A 16423-nucleotide genomic window follows, 5' to 3' on the forward strand; every position below is an offset into this window, starting at 1 on the left:
AGTCCCGAGCCGTGCCCGACGGTCGCACCCGCCGCCGCGACGACACCAGGCAGCGCCTCTACGACGCCGCGATGGAGCTGATCGCCGAGCACGGCTTCTCGGCCACGACGGTCGACGACATCGCGGTCGCGGCCGGGGTCGCCAAGGGGACCGTCTACTACAACTTCCCCTCGAAGAACGCGCTCTTCGAGGCCCTGCTGCGCCACGGGGTCGGGCTGCTCACCGCCGACTTCCGGGCCGCCGTGGCGGCCGCGGCGACCCCGCCGGAGCAGGCGGTGGGGCTGATCCGGGCGGAGCTGGCGTACATCCAGCGGCACCGCTCGTTCGCGCAGCTGCTGCTGTCGGAGATGTGGCGCACCAACCGCGAGTGGCACCAGACCCTGCACCTGCTGCGCGACGAGGCCGTGGACGTCATCGCCGACGTGCTGCGCCGCGGCGCCGACGAGGGCTGGTTCGACGCGGACCTGGACGTGCGCATGGCCGCGGCGGCCCTGTTCGGCGTGTGCCTGGTCGTCGCCGTGGACTGGCTGGTCTTCGAGCCCGACCGCACCCTGGAATCGGTGCAGGACTCCCTGGTCGCGGTCATCCGGGCCCGCGTCGGCATCTAGCCCCGGTCCGCGGCTTCCCGCGCCGCCCGCTCGATCCGGTCGTGGAAGGCCCGGAACTCCTCGGCCGTGGCGAACGCGAGGTTGTCCTTGCCGGGCCGCCATCCGGCCGCGCCGTCGATGCGCTCGCGCAGGATGTCGGCGTGCCCGCAGTGGCGTTCGATGTCGGCGATGACGTGGATGAGGATCTGGCCCAGGGTCACGTCCGCGGACTCCGGCTTCCACCACGGCACCCGGCCCGGCGCGTCGAGGTCGAGGGCCTCGATGGTGGCATCGCCGTGGGCCTGGACGCGGCGGTACAGCCCGACGATGTCCTCGCGCGACTCGTCCGCGGTGGCGTACATGTCGAGGTTGACCTCGGCGTCGTCGGCGAGCCACGGCATCGGCTCGGGAAAGGGCCGCCCGAACGTGTCCCCGAAGTACCCGGCCTCGACCGACGCCACGTGCTTGACCAGCCCCAGCAGATTGGTTCCGGTGGGCACCATCGGCCGGCGGATGTCGTACTCGCCCAGCCCGTCGAGCTTCCACACCAGGTTGTCCCGGCTCATGCGCAGGTAGTGCCGCAGGTGCGTCTTGACGTCATCGACCACGCCGCCAGCATGCCACTGCAGGCCTCAGCGGTGCGGACCGCACCTTTCGCGGTGCCTCGCCCTCGGCCGGGTCCCTGCCCGGCGAGGTCCGAGCGGACGCTGGTGCATCCCCCTGGGACGCCGACACCAAGGTGGTCTACCAGCGCAAGTTCGCCGCCTCGTTCCGGCTCAACCCAACCCTGCCCGGCGGCACCGGGCCGGGGCCGGACGCCCATCGCCGCGGTGGTTACGGACGGTAGGGTCATGCCATGGTGAACGCGGCGCCTGCCGTCTACCGCAGTGGACTGACCGACAGCAGTCGATGGCAGCACTTCTCGCTACGGCCCGACGACATCGTCATCAGCGCACCGTCGAAATGCGGCACGACCTGGGTACAGATGATCTGCGCTCTGCTGATCTTTCAGAGCACAGACCTGCCCGCCCCTCTGACGACCGTGTCGCCGTGGCTCGACATGCGCCTGCGACCACTCGCCGACGTCACCCGGGCCCTGGACGCGCAACAGCACCGCCGGTTCATCAAGACCCACACCCCGCTCGACGGCCTGCCGCAGCTGCCCGGCGTGTCGTATGTCGTGGTCGGCCGCGATCCCCGCGACGTCGCCGTGTCGATGGACCACCACCGGAACAACCTCGACGACCAACTCCTCCACCGCCTGCTCACCTCCGGCGAGGAGGCACCCATCGGCCCGTCGGCCGCACCGCAACGCCCCGCGAGCAGGCGCGAACGCGTCCTGCAATGGATTCACGACCAGCGGACGGCGACAGAAAACCTCGACTCGCTGCGCACCGTGGTCCACCACCTCGGCCAGGCATGGGACCGCCGCAACGAACCGGCGGTGATCCTCATGCACCATGCCGATCTCTCTCAAGATCTGGCCGGGCACATGCGGCGCCTCGCCGACCGGCTGGGCATTGAGGTGCCACCACCCCGGTGGCCGGCGCTGATCGAGGCCGCCACCTTCGCCTCGATGCGATCCAGGGCCGGCCAACTGGTTCCCGACGAGCGGCTCGGGCTGTTCACCAGCGAAGGTGCCTTCTTTCGCTCCGGCCAGGCCGGCCAGTGGCGCGACGTCCTCGACGACGAGGATCTCGCCGCCTACGACACTCTGATCCGGTCGCTGGCCGCTACCGACTTCGTTGACTGGGTTGAAAACGGCACGAACGTTCCCCGTCAAGTCCCAGCGTGTTGCGGCGGCGATCCGGCCGATCGAGCTTGCCGACAGGTTCTGGCGTGCGCTGCTGCTGCAGCGTCGTCGACGACGAGCGGCCAGGTAACGGGGCAGCCTTGCCCTCCTATTCGGCCGACCGCGCGTGGAGGACATCTAGGTGTTGCCGGTCAGGACGTCGGTGACGGCGCATAGTGGTGGGCAAGGTCGGTGGCGAGGTCGCGGAGGTGAGCCCTGGCTTCGGTGGGGCCGTGCACCGTGATGGCACTGCCGAACGGCAGCAGTGCTCGTACGTCCTCCAGATGCAGGAAGCGAATGGTTACCTTGTGGCCGGTGGCGGACTCTTCATGGTCGTCCCGGACGAGTCGTAGGCCGAAGATCCGTTGCGCTCGCTCGATCTGGGTCTGGTCGATGGTGGCGCTGACCTCTATCGCGTGGTTGTGTTCCCACTGCTCGATGAGCGCGGCAGCGACGGTGGCCAGGGTCTGGTTCTCGCGGATCCGTCGTGGCTGGTCGGCTTCCTTCCACGTCGCGATCCGCTCGAGTCGGTACATCCGTGGCACTCGGGCACAGTCGGCGACGAGGTACCAGGTGCCGGCTTTGGCGAGCAGCCCGTAGGGATCCACGACCACGTCGCGTGGGTCTGACTCGCGCGGGCTGTCGTACTCGATCAGTAGCCGGCGACCTCGCCGCACTGAGCCGATCAGCGAAGCCGGAGTCGTGCCGGAAGCTCGTGTCTGGCGCCAGGGACGGCTGTCCACGTACACGACGTCACTGAGCGGCAGGAGCTCATGAACTCGACGTGACTGTGTAGCGGCGATCTTGGCGAGCGCGCGTCGGCTTTCGACCGATGCGTTGAGCTCCGCGCGTTGCTGCTCATCCAGCCCGATGAGTGCGAGATGGTCACGCTCGCCGGGCGTGAGTCGTGTGAGGTCGAGCCCGGACCCGGGCAGCATGGTCACGCCGCCGAGGCGGCCCCGGTGTGCGGTCACCGGCAGACCGGCGTCGCGCAGCCAGTTCAGGTCCCGGGTGATGGTTCGCAGGGAAACCCCGAGCGCCGAGGCGAGTTCCTGCGTGGTCGCGCCATCCCTCGATTCGAGGAGCAGCATCAGGGCGAAGAAGCGGTCCGGGGTCACACGCCAAGTTTTCCAGGAATTGCGACACGATACGGCGCATATTCCCGCCAGGCTGTGGATGCGTACCTACGACCGGTGAGAAGGAACAACCATGACCACATCCGTCGTGTCCATCGTCTATGTGAACGACGCTCCCGCCGCGGCTCGTTTCTACGGCGACCTCCTCGGCATCAGTCCTTCGTTCGAGACTCCGGGATACATCACCTTCGGCCTTGGGCCAGGCGCTGAGCTCGCTCTGTGGTCCGGCCAGTTCCCGGATCTGTCACCGGACATCCCACGTACCAGTGAGGTGTGCCTGGCCATCGGCGGTGGACGACCCGACGAGATCAACGCGATCTTCAAGCAGTGGCAGTCCAAGGGCGTCACGATCCTGCACGAGCCTCATGATGCGGGGTTCGGGCTGACCTTCCTCGCAGCCGATCCCGACGGGAACCGCATCCGGGTCGCACCGAAGGACTGAAAGGCCACGATGCGGCAGGCGCGCACGTCAGGTGTCGCGCCTGCCGTTGTCTGACTTCGAGAGGACGACGAGTGGCCCCCGCGAGGCCTCCTGAGCGTCGAGGGCCGTCGGCAGAGAGGGCAGTGTGGAACGCCCGTCGGGGCGCTAGGCGATGCGGAACCGGGCCACGAGGTCGTCCATCACCTTGTCCAGGCGCTCGTCGACGACCTGGCGGGCCGGGTCCTCGTCGAACCAGGCGGCGATCTCGCGCGCGCCCCGGTGGAACGGGATCGTGGCCACGTAGTCCGGGACGAGCGCGCGGACCTTGCTGTTGTCGAAGACCATCGAGTGGGCCTTGTCGCCGAGCAGGCCGGCGCCCCAGTCCGGGTCGGCGGCGGCGATCGCGTCCGACGGCACGTGCACGATCTTCGCGGTGGTGCCCAGCGCCGCGGCGAGCTGCTCGGCGATCTGGTTCCAGGTCAGGTAGTCGTCGCTGGTGATCTGGAAGGTGTCGCCGATCGCGCGCGGGTGGCCCAGCAGCGGCACGAAGGCCCGGGCGAAGTCCTCGTGGTGCGTCAGGGTCCACAGCGAGGTGCCGTCGCCGTGCACGACGATCTCCTTGCCCGCGCGCATGCGGGCCGGCACCGTCCAGCCGCCGTCGAACGGCACGAGCGTGCGGTCATACGTGTGCGAGGGGCGCACGATGGTCGCCGGGAAGCCCGTGTCGCGGTACTGCCGCACGAGCAGGTCCTCGCAGGCGATCTTGTCGCGACTGTACTGCCAGAAGGGGTTGCGCAGCGGCGAGGACTCCACGATCGGCAGGCGCGCCGGCGGGGTCTGGTAGGCCGAGGCCGAGCTGATGAAGACGTACTGCCCGGTGCGGCCCCGCAACAGCTCGATGTCCGCGCGCACGTCCTCGGGCGTGAAGGCGACCCAGTCGACGACGGCGTCGAAGGAGTGCCCGGCCAGCGCCTCCCGCACCGCGGCGGGGTCGTGCACGTCGGCCCGCAGCAGCGTCGCCGCCGCGGGCAGGGGCCGCTGCCGCGACTCGCCGCGGTTGAGCACGAAGAGGTCGATGCCGCGCTCGACGGCCAGGCGCGAGCACGCGGAGCTGATGATGCCGCTGCCACCGATGAACAGAACCTTCACAGGCGCAACCCTAGAGGAAGGCTCAGCTTTCCACCCACCCGTGGCTGCGGGCGAGCGCCGCGAGGTGCTGGCGCACCTGCGCGATCTGGGCGCCCGTCAGCGACGGCACGTGCTGGATGAGCAGCTCGGTCACCTCGGTCGTGAACTCGCGGCCGGACAGCACGTCGCACAGCCCGTCGTCCTCGCCCGGCTCTCCACCGGAGCGTTCGCCGCCGCGCGGCTGACCGGTGAGCGGCGTGAACGGCGCCGTGGCGGCGGCCGTGGTGCGGGCGTGCTCGCGGCGCGACGGCGGCGGGGCGTCGAGGATGCGCACGGAGGCGACCTTCAGCCCCCGCTCGCCCTCCTCGACCTCGTATTCGACCCGCATCCCGGGGTGCACCAGGTGCCGCTGGTCGCCGAAGTCGTTGGCGTGCACGAACACGTCCTCGCCGCCCGCGTTCGGCGCGATGAAGCCGTAACCCCGGACTTCGTCGAACCGCAGGATCCTGCCCGTCTCCACCACGAACCACCGCCCACCCACGAAGCATCCGGACTACAGCATAGGACCGTGCAGCCGCTTCTTCTGCACCTTGCCCATCGCGTTGCGGGGCAGGGCCTCGAGGAAGTGCACGACCCGCGGGCGCTTGTGCACGTTGAGGTGCGCGGCCACGAAGTCGGCCAGCTCGCGCTCGGTGACGGTGCCCGGCGATCCAGCGGGCACGACGAACGCGGTGACGACCTCGCCGAGGTCCTCGTCGGGCACGCCCACGACGGCCGCCTCGCGCACGGCCGGGTGGGCCAGCAGCGCGTCCTCGACCTCGCCGGCGCCGATGCGGTAGCCGCCGCTCTTGATCAGGTCGGTGGAGGCGCGCCCGACGATGCGGTGCCAGCCGTCGGGCGCGATGCGCGCGAGATCGCCGGTGCGGAACCAGCCGTCGGGGGTGCGGGCGGACTCGGCGGGCTGCCCGCGGTACCGCCGCAGCAGCATCGGCCCGTCGACCCACAGCTCGCCGATCGTCTCCCCGTCGCGTGCGGCGTCGGTGCCGTCCTCGGCGACGAGCCGGGTGCGCACGCCGGCCACGGGCACCCCGACCTGCCCCGGGCGGCGCTCGCCGTCGGCGCGGCTGGAGATCGTGATGAGCGTTTCGGTCATGCCGTAGCGCTCGACCGGGCGGTGGCCGGTGAGCGCGAACAGGCGCTCGAAGACCGGGGCGGGCAGCGGGGCGCTGCCGGAGACGAGCAGCCGGGCCGGGCGCAGGGCGCGGGCGGCCGCGGGCTCCTGGCAGACGCGGGACCAGACGGTGGGCACGCCGAAGTAGAGGGTCCCGCGGGCGGCGGCGTAGGCGGCCGGGTGCGGGCGGCCGGTGTGCGTCAGGGGCGAGCCGTGCCGCAGCGCGCCGAGCACGCCGAGGATGAGGCCGTGGACGTGGAACAGCGGCAGGCCGTGCACGAGCCGGTCCTCGGGCGTCCAGGCCCAGGCCTCGGCGAGGGCGTCCAGCCCGGCCTCGACGGCGCCGTGGGTGAGCTCGACGCCCTTGGGGTTGCCGGTCGTACCGCTGGTGTACATCACGAGGGCGACCGCCCCCGCGTCCGGGTCCGGGAACCCGGCGGCCGACTCCCGCGACACGTCGACCGGCACCGCGCCGGGGTGGCGGTCCGGGCGGTTGCCGAGCGTGACGGCCGCCCCGGAGTCGCGCCGGATGTGCTCCCGCTCGGCCGGGCCGGCGTCGGCGGGCACCGGCACGACGGCCGCGCCCGCCATGAGGGCGCCGGTGACGGCGACGACGGTCTCCAGCGTCGCGGTGGCGTCGACCGCGACGGTGGCGGCGCCGTGCACCTCGGCGGCGACCGCGGCGGCGGCGTTGCGTAACCGTTCGGCGGACAGTCCGCGACCGTTCACACTGACAGCGGGTTGGTGGTGGGTACCGTGGGCGTGCAGACCCTTGAGCAGGCGCATGGGCCCCATCGTCACACGGGCGCAGAGGCGTGGAAACGGCCGGATCACGATCCGACCGCCCGTCTTGACACCCCTCTTTGTGAGCGTTAACACTGTGGCGGCAACGCCCCTGCAATACTTTCGAAATCGTGTCGGTGGCAGCGTTCACACCCTTGACGCCGCGCCTGCCGACCGCTGCACGCTGCCCTGAGGGGGAGAAGTGAAGTTTGCCCGCATCGCCGCTTCGGCGATTGGCCTCGCGGTCGCATTCAGTGTGGCCGCCTGTGGCTCGTCCGAGAAGACGGCCGACAAGAATGCCAACGCTCCCGCGGACGCCGCCGGCGCCCTGGTCGGCGTCACGATGCCGACCAAGTCGTCGGAGCGGTGGATCGCCGACGGCAACAACGTCAAGAGCGCGCTGGAGAAGCTCGGCTACAAGGTCGACCTGCAGTACGCCGAGAACGACATCCCGACGCAGGTCGCCCAGATCGAGAACCAGATCACCAAGGGCGCGAAGCTGCTGATCATCGCCTCGATCGACGGCACCGCCATCACCACCCAGCTGCAGGAGGCGGCCGACAAGAAGATCCCGGTCATCGCCTACGACCGGCTGATCCGCAACTCGCCGAACGTCGACTACTACGCCACCTTCGACAACTACAAGGTCGGCGTGCAGCAGGCGACCTCGCTGCTGGTCGGCCTCGGCCTGAAGAAGGAGGACGGCTCCGACGGCACCGCCCAGGGTCCGTTCAACATCGAGCTGTTCGCCGGGTCGCCGGACGACAACAACGCGACCTTCTTCTTCAACGGCGCGATGGACACGCTCAAGCCCTACATCGACAAGGGCACCCTCGTGGTGAAGAGCGGCGAGAAGGACTTCAAGACCGTCGCGATTCTGCGCTGGGACCCGGCCACGGCCCAGAAGCGCATGGAGGACCTGATCACCAAGGCCTACGGCGGCGGCGCCAAGGTGCAGGGCATCCTCTCGCCCTACGACGGCCTGTCGATCGGCATCCTGTCGGCGCTCAAGAGCGCCGGCTACGGCACCGGCGGCCAGGCGTACCCGATCGTCACCGGCCAGGACGCCGAGGTCGCCTCGGTCAAGTCGATCATCGCGGGCGAGCAGTACGCGACGATCTACAAGGACACCCGCAAGCTCGCCGACGTGACCGTCAAGATGGGCGACGCCGTGCTCAAGGGCGGCAAGCCCGAGGTGAACAACACCAAGGACTACGACAACGGCAAGAAGGTCGTGCCCTCCTACCTGCTCGACCCGGTCGTGGTCTACAAGTCCAACTACAAGACCGTGCTCGTGGACGGCGGCTACTACACCGAGAGCCAGCTCAAGTAGTGTGCGGCTCCGCCGGACCCGGGCGTGGTCAGCGCCCGGGTCCGCGGCGGTCTCGAGGGAGAAAGAGCATGACCGACGCGCTCCTGCAGATGCGGGGCATCACCAAGACGTTCCCGGGCGTGAAGGCCCTGGACGACGTCAACCTGACCGTGCGCCGCGGTGAGATCCACGCCATCTGCGGGGAGAACGGCGCCGGCAAGTCGACCCTCATGAAGGTCCTGTCGGGGGTCTACGGGCACGGGACGTACGACGGAGAAATCCTCTTCGAGGGCGAGCCCTGCCACTTCGGCGGCATCCGCGACTCGGAGCGGCGCGGGATCGTCATCATCCACCAGGAACTGGCGCTGATCCCGTACCTGTCGATCGCCGAGAACATCTTCCTCGGCAACGAGCGGGTCGGCCGCGGCCTCATCGACTGGAACCGCACCAACGCCGACGCGGCGAAGCTGCTGGAGCGGGTCGGGCTGCGCGAGAACCCGGTCACGCCGGCCATGGACCTCGGCGTCGGCAAGCAGCAGCTCGTCGAGATCGCCAAGGCGCTGTCCAAGGAGGTGCGCCTGCTGATCCTCGACGAGCCGACCGCGGCGCTCAACGACGAGGACTCCGCGCACCTGCTGGGCCTGCTGCGCGACCTGCGCGACGAGGGCGTCACCTGCGTGATCATCTCGCACAAGCTCAACGAGATCGAGGCGATCGCCGACTCCACGACGATCCTGCGCGACGGGCGGACCATCGAGACCCTCGACATGCACGCCCCCGGCGGCGTCAGCGAGGACCGCATCATCGCCGGCATGGTCGGCCGCGACCTCGAGCACCGCTTCCCGCCGCACGAGCCGAAGATCGGCGAGGAGGTGCTGCGGATCGAGCACTGGACCGTGCACTCGCCGACCCAGCACGGGCGCACGGTCGTCGACGACGCCTCCCTGACCCTGCGGGCCGGCGAGATCGTCGGGCTGGCCGGGCTGATGGGCGCCGGGCGCACCGAGCTCGCGATGAGCGTCTTCGGGCGCAGCTACGGCGTCGACATCCGCGGCCAGGTCTTCAAGCGCGGGCAGCCGATCCAGCTGCGCTCGGTGCAGGAGGCGATCGGGCACGGCATCGCCTACGCGACCGAGGACCGCAAGCGCTACGGGCTCAACCTCATCGAGGACATCCAGCGCAACGTCTCCGGCGCGGCCCTGGGCAAGCTGTCCCGCGGCGGCTGGGTCGACGACAACCGGGAGTTCGAGGTCGCCGAGCGCTACCGCGGCAGCCTCAACATCAAGGCCAAGAGCGTCGGCACCGTCACCGGCACGCTGTCCGGCGGCAACCAGCAGAAGGTCGTGCTGGCCAAGTGGATCTTCACCGACCCTGACGTGCTGATCCTCGACGAGCCGACCCGCGGCATCGACGTGGGCGCGAAGTACGAGATCTACACGATCATCAATCAGCTCGCCGACCAGGGCAAGGCGATCCTCGTCATCTCCTCCGAGCTGCCCGAGCTGCTCGGTATCTGCGACCGGATCTACGCCCTGTCCGCCGGCCGCATCACCGGCTCGGTCGAGCGCGCCGAGTTCTCCCCGGAGCGTCTGATGCGCCTCATGACCAGGATCAAGGAGTAACCCGCCCATGACCACAGTGGTCGAACCCGCGGTCGAGCCGACCGTCACGCCACCGACCCGGTTCTCGGTGAACCTGCGTCAGAGCGGCATCTACATCGCCTTCGCGGCGATCGTCGTGTTCTTCACGATCCTGACCAACGGCGCCCTGCTCGAGCCGCAGAACCTCTCGAACATGGTCATCCAGAACTCGTACGTGCTGATCCTGGCGATCGGGATGATCCTCATCATCATCGCCGGGCACATCGACCTGTCCGCGGGCTCGGTCGTGGCCGTCACCGGCGCGCTCGCCGCGGTGCTCATGGTCAAGGCGGACATCCCCTGGCCGCTGGCCATCCTGATCACGCTGCTGACCGGCGCGGCGATCGGGGCGTGGCAGGGCTTCTGGATCGCGTACTTCGGCATCCCCGCCTTCATCGTCACGCTCGCCGGCATGCTCGTCTTCCGCGCGCTCACCATGACGACGCTGGGCAACCAGGGCATCGGCCCCTTCGTCGACGACGTGCGCACCCTGTCCAACGGCTTCATCCCGGGCTTCCTGAACAACGTCGGCCTCGGCCCGCTCGGCGGCGCCGACCTGTTCACGCTGCTCGTCGGCATCGCCACGGTCGTCGGCATCGTCGCCGTGCAGTGGCGGGCCCGCCGCGGCCGCATCGGCTACGGCCAGGCCGTCGACTCGCTGCCGGTCTTCTGGGCCAAGCTCGCCGGCGCCTCGCTCGTGCTCATGTTCGTCATCGTGCAGCTGGCCCGGTTCAAGAACCTGCCGTGGGTGCTCGTGCTGCTCGCCGTGCTCGTGCTGACGTACACCCTCATCTCCCAGCGCACCGTCTTCGGCCGGCACATCTACGCCGTCGGCGGCAACCTGCAGGCCGCGAACCTCTCCGGCGTCAAGGTCAAGCAGGTCACGTTCTGGATCTTCGTCAACATGGGCGTGCTGTCGGCGATCGCCGGCATCATCTTCGCGGGCCGGCTCAACCTGGCCGGCCCGACCGCGGGCAACGCCTTCGAGCTCGACGCGATCGCGGCCGCGTTCATCGGCGGCGCCGCGGTGCAGGGCGGCGTCGGCAAGGTCGTCGGCGCCATCACCGGCGGGCTCATCATGGCCGTCATCAGCAACGGCATGTCCCTCAACAGCGAGCCGCCGGAGCGCGTGATGCTCGTCAAGGGCCTCGTCCTGCTGGCCGCGGTGGCGTTCGACGTGTGGGCCAAGCGCCGTGCGGGGCGCGCCCGCTGAAGCTTTGCACTGGTGTCCGGTGGGAATGCAAGGGGTGGGCCGCCTTCGGGGGCGTCGGCGGTCCGCCCCTTGCGCCGTCTCAGTGCTCGTCGATGAAGCTCCACAGTGGACCGATGAGGGCGTCCGGGCTTTCCAGCTGCGGCAGGTGCCCGGTTCGCTCCAGCAGCACGAACCGGGCGCCGGGGATCGCCTCGGCATACGCCCGCCCGTACTGCAGCCCGGCTATCCCGTCGCTGTCGCCCCAGATCACCAGGGCCGGCACGGTGACGGCCGCCAGCCGGTCGCGCAGCGTCGGGTCCTGCATGCTCGGCGCGTACAGCGCCAGCGTCTCCCGGTTCGCGGCCATGGCCGCCCGGGCCGCCTCCGGCATCGCGCCCGGGTCGATCACGCGGCCCGTCGGATCGTAGTAGCTGGCCGCGGCGATCTGCTCGAACGTGAGCCCGAAGAAGCCGATGACCGGGTGCCCGGGCACCTCGATCCCGACCCCGTCGACGACGGTGACGCCGGCGACGCGGGGGGAGCCGAGCAGGGCCAGCTCGGCGGCGATCCAGCCGCCGATCGAGTTGCCGACCACGGCGACGTTGTCGAGCTCGAGCTCGTCGAGCAGGTCGCGGTAGAGGGCGGCGAGCTTGGCGATCGAGTCGAGCGCCGCGGGGCGCTCGGTGCCGTCGAAGCCCGGATGCGTGGGGGTGATGACGCGGGCGGGGTGCTCGGCGGCCAGGCGGTCGGCGAAGGCGGTGACGGAGGCGGGGCCGGCGCCGCCGTGCAGGAGCAGAACGGGGCGGCCGGTGCCGCGCTCGGTGTACGTGACGCTCATGAGGGGCTCCTTGGGTTCGGTGGGCTGCTCGATATGTCGGGCGCTCCGCGCCGCGACATATCGGATTTTTCGTATATGCGCGGAATGGGTGATGCGTTCGGGTTTCCGGCAGCGTAGGTGCGGTTTCGGCGGCCCTGGGAGGCAGGCGCGGGGGCGTGGGGTGCGACGGCGTGGAGCCCGTGCCGTGAAGGGTGGGTTGCGGTTTCGGCGGCCCCGGGAAGCGGGCGCGAGGGCTGGTTGCGGTTTCAGCGCCCTCAAGGGGCCGCGGGTTGCGGGGACGGAATTCGGCGGCGCAGGCGCAGCAGTGCGGCGGTGGCGACGGCCGTCGTGCCCAGCGCGGCCGTCAGCACCGCGGCCCAGAGGGTCGCGACGGCGGCGAGGGCGACCGCGAACGCGTCGGAGACCCACTGCAGCCGCGGCGTCCCGGCGCCGGTGGCCGCGGCGACGGCGCCGAGCGCGCCGTCGACCGCGGAGAACGGCAGGTAGGAGACGAGCATCGCCGCGCCGGCGAACGCCACGGTCCTGATCGGGTTGGCAGTCACATCAGGAACCTTATATCAGCATGTTGATATCAGCAACCTGAGATAGCATGGTCGGCATGACGAGGGCGATTTCCGAGATCGGGCTGTCGGTCAAGCGGCTGCAGATGCGCCACCACCGCGAGGCCAACGCCGCGCTCGCCCCGCTGGGCGTGAGCCTGGTGCAGTGGGACGCGCTGCGGCACCTGCGCGCCAACCCGGAGGCGTCCCTGCACGACCTGGCCCAGCTGACCTTCCAGACGGACCAGTCCTTCGGCACCCTCGCGACGCGGATGATCGACCGCGGCCTCATCGAGCGGATGCCGGGGCCGGGCCGGGCGGTGCGCCACCGGCTCACCGGGAAGGGCGACGCGATCCGCGAGCAGGGGCAGCGGCTGCTGGAGGAGGTGTTGCGGCGCTCGTTCGCGCCGCTGAACGAGGAGGAGCTGGCCGTGTTCGACGGGCTGCTGCAGCGGCTACTGGCCTGAGGCCGCCCGCGGCCGCAGCGCCCGCGCGTGGTCCGGGAACACGCCGAGGGCGGCCGAGCCCACCAGGGAGAGGCGAGCGGCGAAGCCGGGCCGCGCGTCGAGCCTCAGCGCACGATGCGCCGCGTGGCCCGCGGCGGCGGGATCTCGGGGGCGAACAGGTCCAGCTCGATCGCGATCCGGGCGCCCCGCAGCGGGCTGCGCTCGATGAGCAGGCGCCCGCCGGCCGCCTCGGCGACCCGGCGCACGATGTCCAGGCCCAGCCCGGTCGAGCCGGCGCCGCTCGCGCCCCGGCGCAGGGCGCGGTCCGGGTCGGCGATGCCGGGGCCGGCGTCGTCCACGTAGAGGCCGCGGGCCGAGACGTGCACCTCGAAGCCGGTGCCCTCGCCGGTGTGCTGGAAGACGTTGCCGAGCAGGCAGTCCACGGCCGAGACGAGATCGGCCTCGGACACCGGGACGTACACCGGCTCCTGCCCGCCGGTCACCCGCCACGGCCGGTTCTGGTCCTCGGCCAGCACCGACCAGAACGCGAGCCGGTCGGCGACGACCTCCACGAGATCCGTGGTCTCCGGCTGCCGGTCCGCGGCCGAGCGCCGCGCCTGGGTGATGATCTGCTCGATCTCGTCGTCGAGGGCGTCGAACGCCTGGCGCATCCGCTCGCCGATCGGCCCGGGCGGCATGGCGTCGGCGTCCAGGCGCAGCGCGGTCAGCGGGGTGCGGAGCCGGTGCGAGAGGTCCGCGGCGAGCTCGCGCTCGGCGTCGGCGAACGCGATCATCTGCTCGGCCATGCGGTTGAAGCTCTTGGCGGCGTCGCGCAGCTCCGGCGGGCCGTCGGGCTCGACCCGCGCGTGCAGGTCGCCGTCGCCGAACGCGCGGGCGCCCTCGGCGAGCTTGCGGGTGGCCCGCACGATCTGCGCGCCGAGCCGGTCGGCGACGAGGGTGGAGCCGGCGACGAGCAGCACCGCGAGGCCGGCCAGCGCGAGCCAGGCCGCGCCGACGCCCTGGGTCAGCTCGTCGTCGGAGACGTACACCTCCACGACCGCGGTCCGGTCCCCGTCGAGCACGACGGTCTGCAGATAGGCGACCCCGCCGGGCGCGTTCACGGTCAGCGAGCGGCGCCCGTGCGCGGCCCGGTCCACGTCGCCGGCGAGCGCGTGCGAGGTGCCGACGGTCGGATTTCCCACGAGGTGTACCGCCAGCCGCCCCGACTGCCCCGCCGGCACCGTGGCCACCGCGCGCACCAGCGCCCCCTGCTGGTCGCCCGGGGCCGAGGCGAGCGCGGCGACCATCGCGTCGGCCTGGTAGCGGGCCTCGGCGAGCGCGCGGTCGTGGGCGATCTGCTTGGTCACGTAGGCCAGCGGCACCAGGAACGCCAGCGCGATCATCGAGGTGATCGCGAACGACAGGCGCATCAACGCCGATCTCATGCGGGCGGCTGCGCCGGGTCGACGAGCATCACCCCGACCCCGCGGAAGGTGCGCAGGTATCGCGGCTGCGTCGCGCTCTCCCCGAGCTTGCGCCGCAGCCAGGAGACGTGCACGTCGATCGTCTGGTCCTCGCCGGAGCTGTCCGGGCGCTGCCACACCTCGGTCAGCAGCTCGCGGCGGCTCACCACGCGGCCGCAGCGCTGGGCGAGGTACGCCAGCAGGTCGAACTCCTTCTTCGTCAGCTGCAGCGGCCGCCCGTCCAGCGCCGCGGAGCGCTGCTGCGGGTTGACGTGCAGCCCGCCGACGGTGACCCCGGCCGGCGGCTGGGCCGGCCCCGGGGTGCCCTGCCCGCGGCGCAGCACCGCGTTGATCCGGGCCGACATCTGCGCGCTCGAGAACGGCTTGGTCACGTAGTCGTCGGCGCCGGCGTCGAGCAGCCGGATGATGTCGCGCTCGGAGCGGCGGGCGGTCGCCACGATCACGGGGGCGTTGGAGATCCCGCGCAGCATCCGCAGGACGTCGAGCCCGTCCATGTCCGGCAGGCCCAGGTCCAGGATGACGAGGTCCGGCGGGTCGGTGGCGATCACGCGCAGCGCGGACCCGGCGTTGCCGACGGGGCGCACGACGTGCCCGGCGTCGGTGAGCGCCCGGGACAGGGCGCCCGAGACGGCGACGTCGTCCTCGACCAGCAGGATGAGCGGCATGCGCGCACCCTATCGCCATTGCGGCGAAACCTTTCGGCGGGTCCGCGTGCGACAATGCCGCGATGCGGGTTGAGAAGGGCGCGGTGCCGGTCCTGCTGTGGTGCCTGGCCACCACGGCGAGCATCGGCGTCGCCTCGCTGGCGTTGCGCCCGGTGCTGCGCACGGCCGTGCCCCAGGACTCGATCCCGGTCGCGGCGGGCGACGAACGCGGTGACCGGAAGGTCGCGACCCAGACGCTGCCACCGCCGTCGGCCGCGCCCTCCACGCCGGACATGGTCGTCATCGAGGACCCGAGCTCGGCGTTCACGCCGCCGCCGACGAGCCCGGGCGCGACCCGCACCACGCAGGCGCCGCCGACGCAGAAGACCACGGCCCCGCCCCGCACCGTCGACGGCTGGACGGTGACGACGGGCTCGGACGGCGTGGACGTGTACCTCAAGTCGTTCCGGTCCGAGGGCGGCGACGCGGTGGTGCGGATCCGGGCCGAGGTCGTCTCGCTCGTCACCGCCACGCCCCGGGAGGGCTACTCGGTGTCGCAGGCCCAGAACGAGCCGGCCCGGCTCGTCGTGCAGTTCGTGTCGGACAGCGGCGGCGCCGCCTACCTGGTCGACTGCATGTGGTGGCAGGGTGGCCCGCACGGGTCGGTCACGAAGGTCGGGAACTAGCCATGTGCCGGCGGAAGCGGCGCACGGTGGCCGCGTCGCCGAGCGCGCCCGCGATGCCGAGCGCGACGGTGTAGGCGGCGAGCAGCGGGACCGTGATCCGGGCCGTGGTGAGCGCGGTCGGCTCGGCCGCGAGCAGCGTCGCCGGCCACCAGCGGACCTCGTCGGCGGTGCCGGTGCGGTAGACCTCCGCGGTGTCGCCGATGTCGTGGACCGGCCCGCCGGCGAGGCGGAACGGGGTGGGCCGGCCCGCCGGGTCGCGGAACGTGTAGGCGCAGCCCGTGCCCGTGCACTGCCGCTGGTCGACCACGAGGGTCAGGCGGGGGCGTTCGCGCAGGTGGTGCACGCCGGCGGCGTAGACCGTGGTGGTGAGCGCGATGATCGCCAGGGGCAGGGCGAGCAGGATGGGCCGCGGCCGGCTGGTCAGGCTGCCGAGCGCGCCGGTGACGACCACCCCGCCGGCGAACGCGGCCGCCAGGGCCCACGGGAAGCTGTCGGCGAGGGCGGCGAAGCCGAGCGCGTACGACCCCAGGCCCCACAGCACCGCGACCAGGAGCACCACCGGAACGCGCAGGAGCCGCCTCACCGGCCCAGTCTTGCGCATACGGCGGGGAGCATCCTTAGTTT

The 16423-nt window shown here is 71.3% G+C and carries 18 protein-coding genes; 8 read left to right on the forward strand and 10 right to left on the reverse strand.

The window, feature by feature from the left end:
- The first annotated feature begins 11 nt into the window (after nt 1–11).
- On the forward strand, nt 12–608 hold the full coding sequence (locus ACQP2P_RS19115; protein WP_433617796.1) for a TetR/AcrR family transcriptional regulator: 597 nt from the start codon (nt 12–14) through the stop codon (nt 606–608).
- Here the strand turns inward: ACQP2P_RS19115 and ACQP2P_RS19120 are convergent.
- Nucleotides 605–1195 (reverse strand): DinB family protein, encoded by a 591-nt coding sequence (locus tag ACQP2P_RS19120; protein ID WP_433617798.1) that lies wholly within the window; start codon nt 1193–1195, stop codon nt 605–607. The genes ACQP2P_RS19115 and ACQP2P_RS19120 overlap by 4 nt on opposite strands.
- 248 nt (nt 1196–1443) lie before the next feature.
- Here ACQP2P_RS19120 and ACQP2P_RS19125 point away from each other — a divergent pair, with 248 nt between their 5' ends.
- Complete coding sequence (locus ACQP2P_RS19125) at nt 1444–2556, forward strand: sulfotransferase domain-containing protein (protein ID WP_433617800.1); 1113 nt, start codon at nt 1444–1446, stop codon at nt 2554–2556.
- Here the strand turns inward: ACQP2P_RS19125 and ACQP2P_RS19130 are convergent.
- Nucleotides 2532–3497 carry a helix-turn-helix transcriptional regulator gene (locus ACQP2P_RS19130; protein ID WP_433617802.1) on the reverse strand — a complete coding sequence of 322 codons (966 nt, stop codon included), beginning with the start codon at nt 3495–3497 and terminating at the stop codon, nt 2532–2534. The two genes, ACQP2P_RS19125 and ACQP2P_RS19130, sit on opposite strands and share 25 nt — an antisense overlap.
- A gap of 91 nt (nt 3498–3588) precedes the next feature.
- Here ACQP2P_RS19130 and ACQP2P_RS19135 point away from each other — a divergent pair, with 91 nt between their 5' ends.
- Nucleotides 3589–3957, forward strand: a complete 369-nt coding sequence (locus tag ACQP2P_RS19135; RefSeq protein WP_433617803.1) for a VOC family protein — start codon at nt 3589–3591, stop codon at nt 3955–3957.
- 144 nt (nt 3958–4101) lie between these two features.
- Here the strand turns inward: ACQP2P_RS19135 and ACQP2P_RS19140 are convergent, their stop codons facing one another.
- Genes ACQP2P_RS19140 through ACQP2P_RS19150 form a run of 3 tightly spaced genes read right to left on the reverse strand, consistent with a single transcriptional unit; the run spans nt 4102 to nt 7021 of the window.
- Nucleotides 4102–5085 carry an SDR family oxidoreductase gene (locus ACQP2P_RS19140; protein WP_433617805.1) on the reverse strand — a complete coding sequence of 328 codons (984 nt, stop codon included), beginning with the start codon at nt 5083–5085 and terminating at the stop codon, nt 4102–4104.
- 22 nt (nt 5086–5107) lie between these two features.
- Complete coding sequence (locus ACQP2P_RS19145) at nt 5108–5587, reverse strand: cold-shock protein (RefSeq protein WP_433619184.1); 480 nt, start codon at nt 5585–5587, stop codon at nt 5108–5110.
- Between the two features lie 30 nt (nt 5588–5617).
- Complete coding sequence (locus ACQP2P_RS19150; RefSeq protein WP_433617807.1) at nt 5618–7021, reverse strand: AMP-binding protein; 1404 nt, start codon at nt 7019–7021, stop codon at nt 5618–5620.
- Nucleotides 7022–7220: 199 nt separating this feature from the next.
- Here ACQP2P_RS19150 and chvE point away from each other — a divergent pair, with 199 nt between their 5' ends.
- The 3 genes from chvE to mmsB all read left to right on the forward strand — a co-directional run bounded on the left by chvE (nt 7221) and on the right by mmsB (nt 11183).
- Nucleotides 7221–8351, forward strand: a complete 1131-nt coding sequence (gene chvE / locus ACQP2P_RS19155) for a multiple monosaccharide ABC transporter substrate-binding protein (RefSeq protein ID WP_433617809.1) — start codon at nt 7221–7223, stop codon at nt 8349–8351.
- 68 nt (nt 8352–8419) lie between these two features.
- On the forward strand, nt 8420–9952 hold the full coding sequence (mmsA, locus tag ACQP2P_RS19160; protein WP_433617811.1) for a multiple monosaccharide ABC transporter ATP-binding protein: 1533 nt from the start codon (nt 8420–8422) through the stop codon (nt 9950–9952).
- 7 nt (nt 9953–9959) lie between these two features.
- Nucleotides 9960–11183, forward strand: coding sequence for a multiple monosaccharide ABC transporter permease (gene mmsB, locus ACQP2P_RS19165; RefSeq protein WP_433617813.1), 1224 nt, complete (start codon nt 9960–9962; stop codon nt 11181–11183).
- A gap of 79 nt (nt 11184–11262) precedes the next feature.
- Here the strand turns inward: mmsB and ACQP2P_RS19170 are convergent, their stop codons facing one another.
- Nucleotides 11263–12000 carry an alpha/beta fold hydrolase gene (locus ACQP2P_RS19170; protein WP_433617814.1) on the reverse strand — a complete coding sequence of 246 codons (738 nt, stop codon included), beginning with the start codon at nt 11998–12000 and terminating at the stop codon, nt 11263–11265.
- A 254-nt stretch (nt 12001–12254) separates the two neighbouring features.
- Nucleotides 12255–12542 carry a hypothetical protein gene (locus ACQP2P_RS19175; protein WP_433617816.1) on the reverse strand — a complete coding sequence of 96 codons (288 nt, stop codon included), beginning with the start codon at nt 12540–12542 and terminating at the stop codon, nt 12255–12257.
- 56 nt (nt 12543–12598) lie between these two features.
- On the opposite strand from ACQP2P_RS19175, the gene ACQP2P_RS19180 reads away from it, so the two are divergent.
- Nucleotides 12599–13006 (forward strand): MarR family winged helix-turn-helix transcriptional regulator, encoded by a 408-nt coding sequence (locus tag ACQP2P_RS19180; RefSeq protein ID WP_433617818.1) that lies wholly within the window; start codon nt 12599–12601, stop codon nt 13004–13006.
- 104 nt (nt 13007–13110) lie between these two features.
- Here ACQP2P_RS19180 and ACQP2P_RS19185 read toward each other — a convergent pair whose 3' ends face one another.
- Together ACQP2P_RS19185 and ACQP2P_RS19190 are read right to left on the reverse strand one after the other, a co-directional pair.
- On the reverse strand, nt 13111–14430 hold the full coding sequence (locus ACQP2P_RS19185; protein ID WP_433617820.1) for a HAMP domain-containing protein: 1320 nt from the start codon (nt 14428–14430) through the stop codon (nt 13111–13113).
- The gene (locus tag ACQP2P_RS19190; RefSeq protein WP_433617822.1) at nt 14427–15134 is read right to left on the reverse strand and encodes a response regulator transcription factor; all 708 of its coding nucleotides are present in this window, start codon (nt 15132–15134) and stop codon (nt 14427–14429) included. The genes ACQP2P_RS19185 and ACQP2P_RS19190 overlap by 4 nt, the downstream gene beginning before the upstream one ends.
- A 62-nt stretch (nt 15135–15196) precedes the next feature.
- Between ACQP2P_RS19190 and ACQP2P_RS19195 the strand changes: the two genes are divergently transcribed.
- Entirely contained in the window at nt 15197–15799 is a 603-nt protein-coding gene (locus ACQP2P_RS19195; RefSeq protein ID WP_433617823.1) for a hypothetical protein, read from the forward strand.
- Here the strand turns inward: ACQP2P_RS19195 and ACQP2P_RS19200 are convergent.
- Nucleotides 15780–16382 carry a hypothetical protein gene (locus ACQP2P_RS19200; RefSeq protein WP_433617825.1) on the reverse strand — a complete coding sequence of 201 codons (603 nt, stop codon included), beginning with the start codon at nt 16380–16382 and terminating at the stop codon, nt 15780–15782. The genes ACQP2P_RS19195 and ACQP2P_RS19200 overlap by 20 nt on opposite strands.
- Between the last annotated feature and the right edge of the window lie 41 nt (nt 16383–16423).

This window comes from Dactylosporangium sp. CA-139114 (assembly GCF_050955725.1).
Lineage (GTDB): Bacteria > Actinomycetota > Actinomycetes > Mycobacteriales > Micromonosporaceae > Dactylosporangium.

What these genes read in the sequence shown, in the direction of transcription:
- ACQP2P_RS19135 (WP_433617803.1), top strand. Translation starts at nt 3,589, where the DNA reads ATGACCACATCCGTCGTGTCCATCGTCTATGTGAACGACGCTCCCGCC.
- ACQP2P_RS19180 (WP_433617818.1), top strand. Translation starts at nt 12,599, where the DNA reads ATGACGAGGGCGATTTCCGAGATCGGGCTGTCGGTCAAGCGGCTGCAG.
- ACQP2P_RS19150 (WP_433617807.1), bottom strand. Translation starts at nt 7,021, where the DNA reads ATGCGCCTGCTCAAGGGTCTGCACGCCCACGGTACCCACCACCAACCC.
- ACQP2P_RS19185 (WP_433617820.1), bottom strand. Translation starts at nt 14,430, where the DNA reads ATGAGATCGGCGTTGATGCGCCTGTCGTTCGCGATCACCTCGATGATC.
- ACQP2P_RS19170 (WP_433617814.1), bottom strand. Translation starts at nt 12,000, where the DNA reads ATGAGCGTCACGTACACCGAGCGCGGCACCGGCCGCCCCGTTCTGCTC.
- ACQP2P_RS19125 (WP_433617800.1), top strand. Translation starts at nt 1,444, where the DNA reads ATGGTGAACGCGGCGCCTGCCGTCTACCGCAGTGGACTGACCGACAGC.
- mmsB (WP_433617813.1), top strand. Translation starts at nt 9,960, where the DNA reads ATGACCACAGTGGTCGAACCCGCGGTCGAGCCGACCGTCACGCCACCG.
- ACQP2P_RS19195 (WP_433617823.1), top strand. Translation starts at nt 15,197, where the DNA reads ATGCGGGTTGAGAAGGGCGCGGTGCCGGTCCTGCTGTGGTGCCTGGCC.
- ACQP2P_RS19190 (WP_433617822.1), bottom strand. Translation starts at nt 15,134, where the DNA reads ATGCCGCTCATCCTGCTGGTCGAGGACGACGTCGCCGTCTCGGGCGCC.
- mmsA (WP_433617811.1), top strand. Translation starts at nt 8,420, where the DNA reads ATGACCGACGCGCTCCTGCAGATGCGGGGCATCACCAAGACGTTCCCG.